At 43.4% G+C, this 13,091-nt stretch carries 11 protein-coding genes and 5 tRNA genes; all 16 read left to right on the top strand.

What is annotated here, in order from left to right:
- The first annotated feature begins 67 nt into the window (after window positions 1–67).
- The 16 genes from F986_RS05300 (at window position 68) to rpoB (ending at window position 13,069) form a co-directional block, all read left to right on the top strand.
- Window positions 68–814, top strand: coding sequence for an FHA domain-containing protein (locus tag F986_RS05300; protein ID WP_004692779.1), 747 nt, complete (start codon window positions 68–70; stop codon window positions 812–814).
- 85 nt (window positions 815–899) lie between these two features.
- A complete protein-coding gene (locus F986_RS05295; protein WP_004692778.1) occupies window positions 900–1,568 on the top strand; it encodes an HAD-IA family hydrolase in 669 nt (222 codons plus the stop codon).
- Between the two features lie 112 nt (window positions 1,569–1,680).
- Window positions 1,681–3,174, top strand: coding sequence for an anthranilate synthase component I (gene trpE / locus F986_RS05290; RefSeq protein ID WP_004692777.1), 1,494 nt, complete (start codon window positions 1,681–1,683; stop codon window positions 3,172–3,174).
- 98 nt (window positions 3,175–3,272) lie between these two features.
- Window positions 3,273–3,348 (top strand) — tRNA-Thr (locus tag F986_RS05285).
- Window positions 3,349–3,402: 54 nt separating this feature from the next.
- Window positions 3,403–3,486, top strand: a tRNA-Tyr gene (locus F986_RS05280).
- 41 nt (window positions 3,487–3,527) lie between these two features.
- Window positions 3,528–3,603, top strand: a tRNA-Gly gene (locus tag F986_RS05275).
- Between the two features lie 17 nt (window positions 3,604–3,620).
- Window positions 3,621–3,695 (top strand) — tRNA-Thr (locus tag F986_RS05270).
- Between the two features lie 146 nt (window positions 3,696–3,841).
- Window positions 3,842–5,032 carry an elongation factor Tu gene (tuf, locus tag F986_RS05265; RefSeq protein ID WP_004692776.1) on the top strand — a complete coding sequence of 397 codons (1,191 nt, stop codon included), beginning with the start codon at window positions 3,842–3,844 and terminating at the stop codon, window positions 5,030–5,032.
- A gap of 48 nt (window positions 5,033–5,080) precedes the next feature.
- Window positions 5,081–5,156 (top strand) — tRNA-Trp (locus tag F986_RS05260).
- Window positions 5,157–5,232: 76 nt separating this feature from the next.
- Complete coding sequence (gene secE / locus F986_RS05255) at window positions 5,233–5,673, top strand: preprotein translocase subunit SecE (protein WP_004692774.1); 441 nt, start codon at window positions 5,233–5,235, stop codon at window positions 5,671–5,673.
- A gap of 7 nt (window positions 5,674–5,680) precedes the next feature.
- Window positions 5,681–6,214 (top strand): transcription termination/antitermination protein NusG, encoded by a 534-nt coding sequence (nusG, locus tag F986_RS05250; RefSeq protein WP_004692772.1) that lies wholly within the window; start codon window positions 5,681–5,683, stop codon window positions 6,212–6,214.
- Window positions 6,215–6,332: 118 nt separating this feature from the next.
- Entirely contained in the window at window positions 6,333–6,761 is a 429-nt protein-coding gene (gene rplK, locus F986_RS05245; RefSeq protein ID WP_004668262.1) for a 50S ribosomal protein L11, read from the top strand.
- A 3-nt stretch (window positions 6,762–6,764) separates the two neighbouring features.
- Window positions 6,765–7,460: a 50S ribosomal protein L1 gene (rplA, locus tag F986_RS05240; protein ID WP_004692770.1), complete on the top strand. Its 696-nt coding sequence runs from the start codon at window positions 6,765–6,767 to the stop codon at window positions 7,458–7,460.
- 298 nt (window positions 7,461–7,758) lie between these two features.
- Window positions 7,759–8,265 (top strand): 50S ribosomal protein L10, encoded by a 507-nt coding sequence (gene rplJ, locus F986_RS05235; RefSeq protein ID WP_004692769.1) that lies wholly within the window; start codon window positions 7,759–7,761, stop codon window positions 8,263–8,265.
- A 48-nt stretch (window positions 8,266–8,313) separates the two neighbouring features.
- Window positions 8,314–8,679 carry a 50S ribosomal protein L7/L12 gene (gene rplL / locus F986_RS05230; RefSeq protein ID WP_004692767.1) on the top strand — a complete coding sequence of 122 codons (366 nt, stop codon included), beginning with the start codon at window positions 8,314–8,316 and terminating at the stop codon, window positions 8,677–8,679.
- A gap of 301 nt (window positions 8,680–8,980) precedes the next feature.
- Window positions 8,981–13,069, top strand: coding sequence for a DNA-directed RNA polymerase subunit beta (gene rpoB / locus F986_RS05225; protein ID WP_004692766.1), 4,089 nt, complete (start codon window positions 8,981–8,983; stop codon window positions 13,067–13,069).
- Window positions 13,070–13,091: the final 22 nt, after the last annotated feature.

The raw sequence follows: 13,091 nt of genomic DNA, 5'->3' as shown, positions 1-13,091 counted from the left end.
CTATGGAGGTGAAATGGTAAAGAATATTCTCTGTGTTATCATAAATCAGCACATAGAGAGATAAGTCATGACTTGGAAAATACAAGCAATTACTGGCGAATTAACGGGTCAGGAAATTAGCATTGACCGTGATATGTTGGTCGGTCGTCATCAAACAGCGGATATTTTATTACAACAATCTGAAATTTCGCGTAAACATGCGGCCTTTTTACTGAAAGATCAGTCTTTGTTTTTACAAGACTTGGGTTCTTCAAATGGCACATATGTGAATGATGTGCAAATTGCGGCAGAAACCTTGTTGAAGCAGGGTGATATCGTCCAGTTTGCAAGCTTAAAGTTTTCGGTCTTTGAGCCTGCGAAAGCTTTAGAAGATGTGGTGGCATCGGTAGACGCAGCAACTTTGGGCGCAACTGTGGTTGAAACACCGATTAGCCAGCCATCTGAAGCGGTAGCTGCATCAGAAACGGCTCAAGCGGAAGTGAGTGCTGATACGCTTGTTGTTGAGCCAGAACAGCCGAAAACGGCAGCACAGCATATGAACGATCAGGGTATGCCTGAGCTAAAAGAACGCGATGGTAATGTGAGTTTAACGCGTGATGGTATGCCGCAAAATGTTGGTATTCCAAAACCCGCTCCTATTCCTGCAGGGGTGGATTTGAATGCGCCAAGCAGCGCACCTCAGGTTGAGAATAATGAGGCTACAAAAGCACAGGTTGCCCAAGAGTCTGAAACTCAGAAAAATGCCTCGCTAGGGCTAATCTCGATTATTGTTTTGATTATTTTAGCGATTATTGCTTGGCTGATGTTCAAATAAAACGCAGAGCACACTACAATCAAGGCATGCTCAAGCATGCCTTGATTGTTTTTGGGCAGTAGATGATAAAAAAGGGTGAGGGTGAATGAATATTGCAAATGTGGCACAGCGAGAGGTTTTACTTTTCGATCTAGATGGAACTTTGGTGGATTCAGCAACAGATTTACATCGTGCCATGAATATGAGCCTGAATGCATTGCAACTGCCTACCGTTACTGAAGCACAGGTGCGGGTCTGGGTGGGTAAGGGAACTGCGCTGTTTTGTCAAAGTGCCTTGCAGCATTTAACGGGTAAAGTTGATCCTGCCCAGCAACAACAATTGTTGGATACGTTTTTAAAAATTTATAATGCCGACCCATGTGTAGAAACTCAGCCTTTCGATGGCATTCTTGAGTTTTTAGAATGGGGCTTGGCACAAAAGAAAACCATGATTTGTGTGACCAATAAACCTGAAGCGCCTGCACGCGCCATTGTCGATCATTTAGGTATGAATCATTATTTTACCGATGTCATCGGTGGAGATCGTTTCGAAGAGCGGAAGCCGCATCCGCGTCAATTGTTACACTGTGTTGAACAATATGCGCAAAGCAAAGATCAGGTCTTAATGATTGGGGACTCATCCAATGATGTTGAGGCTGCACGTCGTGCGGGTATTGATTGTGTTGTGGTCAGCTATGGCTATAATCATGGTGAAAATATTTTAGACTGTCAGCCACAGCAAGTGGTGGATAATCTGTGTGAACTGATCGGGTAACTTTGCAAACGAAGGAATGAACATGAGTAAACATATGACTTTTCGATGGCGAAACTCAAACCACTAATTTTAAAAAACTAATCACGCCATATTGAAAAAATAGAGAACACTCATGACAACGCAAACTCAATTCGATCAACTCAAAACAGCAGGGTATAACCTGATTCCAGTCTATCGTCAGCGCTTAGCCGATACTGAGACACCATTGTCGGTCTTTGCTCGCCTGAAAGAGCATAAGCAAGCCTATTTGTTTGAATCTGTGGAAGGTGGGGAGAACTGGGCACGCTATTCTATTATTGGTTTAGGTGAATCTACCGTGTTCTCATGCAACGCGGGTGAGCTGACCATTCAACAAGCCGATGGCACTATAGAAAATCAACCTTGTACAGATCCTTTCCAATTTATTCGAGATTTTCAGTCGCAGTATAAAGTACCTACTCAAGCTGATTTACCTGCTCTGCCAAGCTTTACAGGGGGCTTGGTGGGCTACTTTGGTTATGATGCGGTACGTTATATTGAACCGCGTTTAAATAATGCGCCAGAAGCAGATCCAGTGGGTTTGCCTGATATTTGGATGATGTTGTCTAAAACAGTGATTGTGTTTGATAACTTAAAAGATACGCTATTCCTGATCGTGCATGTCGATGTAGTTGACGCAGATGCGTATAGCCAAGCCCAGCAGCAACTGGATGTTTTGGAAGATTTGCTCGCAACGCCAATTAGTTTAAAAGCCACGCCGCATACTGCACCGCATTTTGAGTCACTCACGGGCAAAGCAAAATTCTTAGAATCGATTGAAACGGTGAAAGAGTATATTCGTGCGGGCGATGTGATGCAGGTGGTACCAGGGCATCGTATGGTCTCTGACTTTGATGGTGAACCTTTACAAGTCTATCGCGCGCTACGTCATTTGAACCCATCGCCTTATTTGTTCTTGGTGCAAGGGCAAACTTTGGAAAATAATCAACCTTTTCATATTGTTGGTTCTTCCCCTGAAATTTTATCTCGCCTTGAAAATGGTATTGCAACCGTGCGTCCGCTGGCAGGTACGCGACCGCGTGGTAAAACCAAAGAAGAAGATTTAGCACTTGAACAAGACTTGCTGTCGGATGAAAAAGAGATTGCTGAACATTTAATGCTGATTGACTTGGGTCGAAATGATGTCGGTCGCGTCTCGAAAATTGGCAAAGTGCAAGTGACTGATCAAATGGTGATCGAACGTTATTCGCATGTCATGCATATTGTTTCCAATGTGCAAGGCGAAGTTCGTGATGATGTAGATGCCTTGGATGTTTTTAAAGCAACTTTCCCCGCAGGCACACTTTCAGGTGCACCAAAAATTCGTGCAATGGAAATTATTGACCAAGTTGAGCCCGTAAAACGTGGAATTTTTGGTGGTGCTGTTGGTTATTTGGGCTGGCATGGCGAAATGGATATGTCGATTGCGATTCGTACCTGCGTTATTCGTGAAAATAAGGTCTATGTTCAGGCAGGAGCGGGGCTTGTTTATGACTCAAATCCTGAATCTGAGTGGAATGAAACCCAAATAAAAGCTCGCGCAGTGATCAAAGCGGTTGAATTATCATCAAACGGATTGATTTTGTGAGTTTTTGACGTTTTTTTTGAAAAAAACACTTGCAAGGATTTTGAGTTTTGCTAAACTGCACACCGTTCCGATACGAAACGTACGAAACACTAAGAAACGCCGGCATAGCTCAGTTGGTAGAGCAACTGACTTGTAATCAGTAGGTCCACAGTTCGAATCCGTGTGCCGGCACCATCTTAGAGGGTTGAGTAAGTTAAGTAAAGAACGACACTGAAGTAAGTGTAAAATGGTGAGGTTCCCGAGCGGTCAAAGGGGGCGGACTGTAACTCCGCTACGAAAGTTTCGAAGGTTCGAATCCTTCCCTCACCACCAATTTTAAGACTTCAAGAAAGTGGTCTTTGTACCAACATCGTGCGGGAGTAGCTCAGTTGGTAGAGCGGTAGCCTTCCAAGCTACATGTCGCGAGTTCGACCCTCGTCTCCCGCTCCATTTGAAGTTTTATATTTGCTCTTATAGCTCAGTGGTAGAGCACTCCCTTGGTAAGGGAGAGGTCTCGAGTTCAAATCTCGATAAGAGCTCCAGATTACAGTTTAGTAGATTTTCTACAAATTTTTAAAGAAGCAGGCTTATTAGTCTGCTTTTCAAGTATTTGGTGTTTGATTTTTTAGGCGATGTGTCGATACTGAGTTGTTTATACCTGTGTTCGACGTAAACGAGGAAGATGAGCATGGCTAAGGCTAAGTTTGAACGTAATAAGCCACACGTTAACGTGGGCACAATCGGTCACGTTGACCATGGTAAAACAACTTTAACAGCTGCAATTGCAACTGTATGTGCGAAGAAATTCGGTGGCGAAGCGAAAGACTACGCTGCAATTGACTCTGCACCAGAAGAAAAAGCACGTGGTATTACAATTAATACTTCACACGTAGAATACGATTCTCCAACTCGTCACTACGCACACGTAGACTGCCCGGGCCACGCCGATTATGTTAAAAACATGATTACTGGTGCTGCTCAGATGGACGGCGCGATCCTTGTATGTGCTGCGACTGATGGTCCAATGCCACAGACTCGTGAACACATCCTTCTTTCTCGTCAGGTTGGTGTACCTTACATTCTTGTATTCCTTAACAAGTGTGACCTTGTTGATGATGAAGAACTTCTTGAATTAGTAGAAATGGAAGTTCGTGAACTTCTTTCTACTTATGACTTCCCAGGTGATGACACTCCAGTTATCCGTGGTTCAGCTCTTCTTGCACTTAACGGTGACGCTGGTCAGTATGGCGAAGAAGCAGTTGTTGCACTTGTTGACGCGCTTGACACTTATATTCCAGAGCCAGTACGTGCAATCGACCAAGCATTCTTAATGCCAATCGAAGACGTATTCTCTATTTCTGGTCGTGGTACAGTAGTAACTGGCCGTGTAGAAACTGGTATTGTGAAAGTAGGCGAATCAGTTGAAATCGTTGGTATCCGTGATACTCAAGTAACTACAGTTACTGGCGTAGAAATGTTCCGTAAACTTCTAGACGAAGGCCGTGCGGGCGAGAACTGTGGTGTTCTTCTACGTGGTACTAAGCGTGAAGACGTACAACGTGGTCAAGTACTTGCTAAACCAGGTGCAATCAAGCCGCACACTAAATTCGATGCAGAAGTATACGTACTTTCTAAAGAAGAAGGTGGTCGTCATACTCCATTCCTTAACGGTTACCGTCCACAGTTCTACTTCCGTACAACTGACGTAACTGGCGCGATCAAATTACAAGATGGCGTTGAAATGGTTATGCCTGGTGACAATGTAGAAATGTCAGTAGAATTAATCCACCCAATCGCAATGGACCCAGGTCTACGTTTTGCGATCCGTGAAGGTGGCCGTACCGTTGGTGCTGGTGTAGTTGCTAAAGTAACTGCATAATTATAAAATAAAATTACAAATTGGGGTTTTGGCTCCAATTTGTTTTGCAGGTCAGTAGTTCAATTGGTAGAGCGTCGGTCTCCAAAACCGAATGTTGGGGGTTCGAGTCCCTCCTGGCCTGCCAACTTTTTTATAAAAGACGCTTGATGTCGGCAAAACTGGTCATATAATAAGTCGCGAAACCTACGACGAGTACAAAAATGTCGAATGAAAAATTACGCGACGCACAAAGCGACGCGGCAATCCCTCAAAGAAATAATTCTGCTGAAGTAGTTAAATCTGGTTCTCCCCTAGACGTCGTCTTATGGATTATCGCATTGATTTTATTAATTGGTGCGACCATGGTGAATCAACACCTACCAGCGTATTGGGCACCAGCCAACGATATCTGGGTGCGCGTTGGGGTAATTTTGGCTTGTATCATCGTGGCATTCGGTTTATTATACGCCACCCATCAAGGCAAAGGCTTTGCTCGTTTGTTGAAAGACTCACGAATTGAGCTGCGTCGAGTGACTTGGCCAACGAAGCAAGAGACCATGACCACATCTTGGCAGGTGCTTGCGGTTGTAGTTGTTGCATCCATTTTATTATGGTGTTTTGACTACATTTTGGGCTGGTTAATGAAGTTTATTATCGGGTAAGAGAGCTATGAAACGTTGGTACATTATTCATGCCTATTCAGGTTATGAAAAACAAGTGATGCGTTCACTTAATGATCGAATCCAGCGTAGCGCTGTAGCCGATAGCTTTGGTGAAGTCCTTGTTCCTACCGAAGAAGTGGTAGAAATGAAGGATGGTAAGAAACGTAAATCTGAACGTAAGTTCTTTCCAGGCTATGTATTGGTCGAAATGGAAATGAATGATGAAACTTGGCACATTGTTAAAGAATGTCCAAAAGTTTTAGGTTTTATTGGTGGTACGGCTGAGAAACCGGCGCCAATTACCCAACGTGAAGCAGATGCGATTCTTGCTCGTGTACGCAATACTGGTGAAGCACCACGTCCGAAGACGATGTTTGAACCAGGCGAAGAATTACTCGTAATTGACGGTCCATTCACAGACTTTAAAGGTGTGGTGGAAGAAGTTCTATACGAAAAGTCACGTTTAACGTTGACCATTAATGTATTTAATCGACCAACTCAGGTTGAGCTGGAATTTCGCCAAGTCGAAAAATCAGTTTAATTCGAAGTGGTTGAAAAACGCCTGGCTTATTTATAAGTCAGGCATTGTTGTTGTAACGGTATCGTTACTTAGAAATTGGGGAGCCTTCATCGGCGTTTGTACCCAGAGGTAATTTGAAATGGCTAAGAAGATTGACGGCTATATCAAGCTGCAAGTTCCAGCTGGTAAAGCGAATCCATCTCCACCGATTGGTCCTGCATTGGGTCAACGTGGTGTTAACATCATGGCATTCTGTAAAGAATTCAATGCTGCGACACAAAAACTTGAAGTTGGTTTACCAATTCCAGTCGTGATCACTGTGTACAACGACAAGTCGTTCACATTCATCATGAAAACTCCTCCTGCATCTATTCTTCTTAAGAAAGCTGCTGGTATCCAAAAGGGTTCTGCTGTACCTAACAAAACTAAAGTTGGTAAGTTGACTCGTGCTCAATTGGAAGAAATCGCGACTACTAAAGAACCAGATTTAACTGGTGCTGATTTAGACGCACGTGTTCGTACCATCGCTGGTTCTGCACGTTCTATGGGCTTGGAAGTGGAGCTATAAGACATGGCAAAGTTAACTAAACGTCAAAAAGCCATTGCTGCTGCTATTGAAGCAAACAAAGTTTACACTTTAGAAGAAGCAGTAGCTGTTCTTGCTGGTCTTCCTGCTGCGAAATTCAAAGAATCTTTGGATGTTGCGGTAAACCTAGGTGTTGACCCTCGTAAATCTGACCAAGTTGTTCGTGGCGCGACTACACTTCCTGCAGGTACTGGTAAAACTGTACGTGTAGCTGTGTTTGCTCAAGGCGCTGCTGCTGAAGCTGCTAAAGCTGAAGGCGCAGACATCGTTGGTTTTGATGACCTTGCTGAAAGCATTCAAGCGGGTAACCTTGACTTTGACGTAGTAATTGCTGCTCCTGATGCAATGCGCGTTGTGGGTAAGTTGGGTACGATTCTTGGTCCACGTGGCTTAATGCCAAACCCTAAAGTGGGTACTGTAACTCCTGACGTAGCTGGTGCAGTTAAAAATGCAAAAGCTGGTCAAGCACGTTACCGTGTAGACAAAGCGGGTATTATCCACGCTGCGATCGGTCAAGTAGATTTCTCTGCTGAAGCTGTTCGTCAAAACGTTGAAACTTTGATTGCAGACTTGAAAAAGTTAAAGCCTGCGACATCTAAAGGTGTATACATCAAAAAGATCACTTTGAGCTCAACTATGGGTCCTGGTCTTGTTGTTGATGTAAGCAACGTTTCTAACTAAGTTTTACTTAGACAGAATTTTAAAGCCCTGAGTAAAAATCAAAGCGCTGCTTTGATTTTTACGCAAGAAACGCTCTGTCGTATTTTGCAAACTTAGGCAAACTTTGAATTGGTAAATGTAGATTTATCAGCGTCAAAGACCTCAGGCGAGAGTAATTTCGATTACTTTCTTAATTTCCCAGCCTGAGTAGACGCGGTGGTGTGATTTGTTCATCCTCCGCGTGTAAGTTCAGTGATGAACTTGCGAATTGGGAGTGTACTTCGCGTAAGTACATAAATCACCGTTAGGAGGTTTTACAATGGCTCTTCTTATCGAAGGCAAAAAACAGATCGTTGCTGAAGTAACTGAAGTTGCTTCTACTGCGTTTGCTGCTGTTGTTGCTGACTACCAAGGTTTAACTGTTGAGCAATTAACTGCTCTTCGTGTTGAAGCTCGTAAGTTAGGTGTTGCTACACGTGTTGTACGTAATACTTTGGCTAAACGTGCTCTTCAAGATACTCCATTCAATATCTTGAACGACAACCTTGTTGGCCCAACAATTTTAGCTTTCTCAACTTCTGCAGATGATATGGGTGCTGCGGCACGCTTATTCGAAGAATTTGCGAAAACTAACAAAGCATTTGAACTTAAAGCTGCTGCATTTGAAGGCAAACTTTATCAAGGCGAAGAAGTTAGCGTTATCGCGAATCTTCCAAACCAAGAGAAAGCGCTTACTATGCTTGCAAGCGTTCTTCAAGCTCCTATTTCGAAATTGGGTCGCTTACTTACAGCGCTTCAAGAGAAAAACGAGTCAGAAGCTGCATAAGCTCAAACTTAAACACACATCATTCAATACCCATTTGGAGTTACTCTCATGGCTTTAACAAACGAAGAAATCTTAAACGCAGTTGCTGAAAAAACTGTTCTTGAACTTGTTGAACTTATTTCTGCTTTCGAAGAAAAATTCAACGTATCTGCTGCTGCTGTAGCTGTAGCTGCAGGTCCTGCTGCTGCTGCTGCTGAAGAGCAATCAGAATTCAACGTTGAGTTGACTTCTTTCGGCGCGAACAAAGTAGCTGTAATTAAAGCAGTTCGTGAAATCACTGGTCTTGGCTTGAAAGAAGCTAAAGACATGGTTGAAGGTGCTCCTTCAGTTCTTAAAGAAGCAGTTTCTAAAGAAGAAGCTGAAGAACTTAAGAAAAAACTTGAAGAAACTGGTGCTACTATTACTATTAAGTAATGTTACCAGGGGGGGAATATTAATTTCACCCCAAAAATTGGCTGATGGCTCTTGGGTCATCAGCCTTTTTGCGTTACAATAATCGGCTCGATTTTTGTTTGCTTGGTGGAAAATCCATCAAATTAAAATAAAGAAAAGAATCAAACGTTTACCAATATTTTTCAAATTTAAAAATATTGGTAAGCGTTTCAATACCACTGAAAATTGCAGCATTTGTAAAAAGTGGTGGCCATATCGGCCTGCGTAATTCCTTCTGAGCCCGTTCTGCAGGCGGGCTCGGTTTACTTTCCGAGGACTCCAGATGGCATACTCATATACCGAAAAGAAACGGATCCGTAAGAATTTTGGTAAATTGCCTAGTGTTATGGATGCTCCGTACTTGCTCGCGATTCAAGTCGACTCGTACAGAACATTTTTACAAGATGGCAAATCACCAAAAAACCGCGAAGATATCGGTCTGCAAGCCGCGTTTCGTTCAGTTTTTCCTATAGAAAGTTATTCTGGCAATGCTGCTTTAGAATTTGTTGAGTATAGTCTTGGTAAGCCTGAGTTTGATGTACGCGAATGTATTCTTCGTGGCTCAACTTATGCAGCACCAATGCGCGTAAAAATTCGTTTGATCTTAAAAGATCGCGAAACTAAATCAATTAAAGACGTGCGCGAGCAAGAAGTGTACATGGGTGAAATGCCACTCATGACCGATAACGGTACATTCGTTATTAATGGTACTGAGCGTGTAATCGTATCTCAATTACACCGTTCACCAGGCGTGTTCTTTGACCACGATAAAGGCAAAACCCACTCTAGTGGTAAAGTGCTTTATTCTGCGCGTATTATTCCTTACCGTGGTTCATGGTTAGACTTCGAATTTGACGCAAAAGACCTTGTATTTGTGCGTATTGACCGTCGTCGTAAATTACTCGCGACTGTGGTTCTTCGTGCTTTGGGTTATAACAATGCGAAAATCTTAGACTTGTTCTATGAAAAAGTGCCTGTATACCTAGACATGGGTAGCTACCAGATTGACCTTGTTCCAGAACGCTTACGTGGCGAAATGGCACAATTTGACATCGTAGATAATGATGGCAAAACCATTGTTGAGCAAGGCAAGCGTATCAACGCGCGTCATGTGCGTCAAATGGAAGCTGCTGGCCTAGAAAAACTTTCTGTGCCAGATGAGTACTTGTACGAGCGCATTACTGCAGAAGACATCCCACTTAAAGATGGTGATGTGATTGCAGCTAATACCTTGTTAAGCCATGAAGTGATGGTGAAATTGGCTGAAGGGGGTGTTAAACAATTTAACATTCTATTCACCAATGACATCGACCGTGGTTCATTCGTTGCAGATACTTTACGTGCAGACACCACGACAGGTCGTGAAGAAGCATTGGTAGAAATCTACAAAGTAATGCGTCCAGGCGAGCCACCAACGAAAGAAGCGGCTGAAAATTTATTCAATAACTTGTTCTTCTCTTCAGAACGTTATGACCTCTCTCCAGTGGGTCGTATGAAGTTCAACCGTCGTTTAGGTCGTCCTTACGAAGTGGGTACGGATCAGAAGTCTCGTGAAGTTGAAGGTATTTTGTCGAACGAAGATATCACTGATGTATTAAAAACATTGGTTGAAATCCGTAACGGTAAAGGTGAAGTCGACGATATCGATCACTTGGGTAACCGTCGCGTGCGTTCAGTAGGCGAAATGACTGAAAACCAATTCCGTGTTGGTCTAGTTCGTGTAGAACGTGCTGTTAAAGAACGTTTAAGCCAAGCTGAAACAGATAACTTGTCTCCGCAAGATTTGATCAATGCGAAACCAGTGGCTGCTGCAATCAAAGAATTCTTTGGTTCAAGCCAGTTATCTCAGTTCATGGACCAAAACAACCCATTGTCTGAGATTACGCACAAACGTCGTGTATCGGCGCTTGGTCCCGGTGGTTTGACACGTGAACGTGCGGGCTTTGAGGTACGTGACGTACACCAAACTCACTACGGTCGTGTATGTCCAATTGAAACGCCGGAAGGTCCAAACATTGGTTTGATCAACTCGCTTTCTGTTTATGCGAAATGTAACAATTTCGGTTTCTTAGAAACACCATACCGTAAAGTGCTTGATGGTCGTGTAACGGATGAAGTTGAGTATTTATCTGCAATTGAAGAAGTAGGTACTGTGATTGCACAGGCCGATTCTGGCGTAGATAAAGACGGTAACTTAACAGAAGAATTTGTTTCTGTACGTCACCAAGGTGATTTCGTACGTATGCCGCCTGAAAAAGTGACGCATATGGACGTTTCTGCACAGCAGGTTGTTTCTGTTGCTGCATCACTCATTCCATTCCTTGAACACGATGACGCCAACCGTGCATTGATGGGTTCAAACATGCAGCGTCAAGCTGTGCCTACATTGATTGCTGACAAACCGCTTGTAGGTACAGGCATGGAAGCAAATGTAGCGCATGACTCTGGTGTGTGTGTGATTGCGGGTCGTGGTGGTCGTATCGAATTCGTCGATGCTTCACGTGTTGTGATTCGTGTCAATGAAGATGAAATGGTTGCAGGCGAGGCAGGTGTAGATATCTATAACCTGATCAAATATACACGTTCGAACCAAAACACTTGTATTAACCAAAAAGTTCTTGTGAAACTTGGTGATAAAGTGGGTCGTGGCGATGTATTGGCTGATGGTCCATCAACAGATGGTGGTGAGCTTGCGCTAGGTCAAAACATGCGCGTTGCGTTCATGACGTGGAATGGTTACAACTATGAAGACTCGATCTTACTTTCAGAGCGCGTACTTCAAGAAGACCGTTTAACCTCGATTCACATTCAAGAATTATCATGTGTTGCACGTGATACGAAATTGGGTGCGGAAGAGATCACAGCGGATATCCCGAATGTGGGTGAAGCTGCACTGTCTAAGCTTGATGAATCAGGTATCGTATATATCGGTGCTGAAGTGACTGCTGGTGATATCCTTGTAGGTAAAGTAACGCCTAAAGGTGAAACGCAGTTAACACCAGAAGAAAAATTGCTTCGTGCAATCTTCGGTGAAAAAGCAGCTGACGTAAAAGACTCATCTTTACGTGTTCCATCAGGTACCAAAGGTACAGTGATTGACGTTCAAGTGTTTACACGTGACGGTCTTGAGAAAGACGAACGTGCGCAAGCAATTGAAAAAGCTCAGCTTGATTCATATCGTAAAGACTTGAAAGAAGAATACAAAATCTTCGAAGAAGCAGCACGTGAACGTATTGTTCGTTTGTTGACAGGTCAAGAGTCTAACGGTGGTGGTACAACCAAGCGTGGCGATAAGCTTTCTGTAGACGTATTGTCTGGTTTAGAGTTGGTTGATTTACTTGAAATCCAACCGACTGATGAAGCTATTGCAGAGCGTTTAACTCAAATTCAAGTGTTCTTGAAAGAGAAGAGCTTTGAAATTGATGAGAAGTTTGCAGAGAAAAAACGCAAACTTTCTACAGGTGATGAATTAACAACAGGTGTATTGAAAGTTGTTAAGGTTTACTTGGCTGTTAAACGTCGCATCCAACCGGGTGATAAGATGGCGGGTCGTCACGGTAACAAGGGTGTTGTTTCTAACATCTTGCCTGTTGAAGACATGCCGCACGATGCCAATGGTGTTCCAGTCGACATCGTATTGAACCCACTGGGTGTACCGTCACGTATGAACGTGGGTCAGATTCTAGAGACTCACTTAGGTATGGCAGCGAAAGGTCTTGGCGAAGAAATCGACAAGATGTTAAAAGCGCAACGTACTGTACTTGAGCTTCGTGGATTCTTAGACAAGATTTATAACAAAGTTGGTGGCGAGCAAGAAGATCTTGATAGCTTAACTGATGATGAAATTTTGGTGCTTTCGGGTAACTTGCGTGCGGGTGTTCCTCTTGCAACGCCAGTATTCGATGGTGCTGAAGAATCTCAAATTAAAGACTTGTTAGAGCTTGCGAACATTTCACGTACTGGTCAAACAGTATTGTATGATGGTCGTACAGGTGAACAGTTTGACCGTCCTGTAACTGTAGGTTACATGTACATGTTGAAACTGAACCACTTGGTAGACGACAAGATGCACGCACGTTCTACTGGTTCTTACTCATTAGTAACTCAACAGCCGCTTGGTGGTAAAGCACAATTCGGTGGTCAGCGTTTCGGTGAGATGGAAGTCTGGGCGCTTGAAGCATATGGCGCAGCTTACACGCTTCAAGAAATGCTTACTGTTAAGTCGGATGACGTTGAAGGTCGTACCCGTATCTATAAGAACATTGTAGATGGTAACCATTATATGGACCCAGGTATGCCTGAATCGTTCAACGTATTGACCAAAGAGATCCGTTCTTTAGGTATCAACATTGAACTGAAAAATGGTGACTAAGTTTCTCCATTGAATCTCCCCA

This window comes from Acinetobacter johnsonii CIP 64.6, from assembly GCF_000368045.1.
GTDB classification, from domain to species: domain Bacteria; phylum Pseudomonadota; class Gammaproteobacteria; order Pseudomonadales; family Moraxellaceae; genus Acinetobacter; species Acinetobacter johnsonii.
Note: the sequence above shows the minus strand (reverse complement) of the source record. Positions and strands in the feature narration are given on the sequence as shown.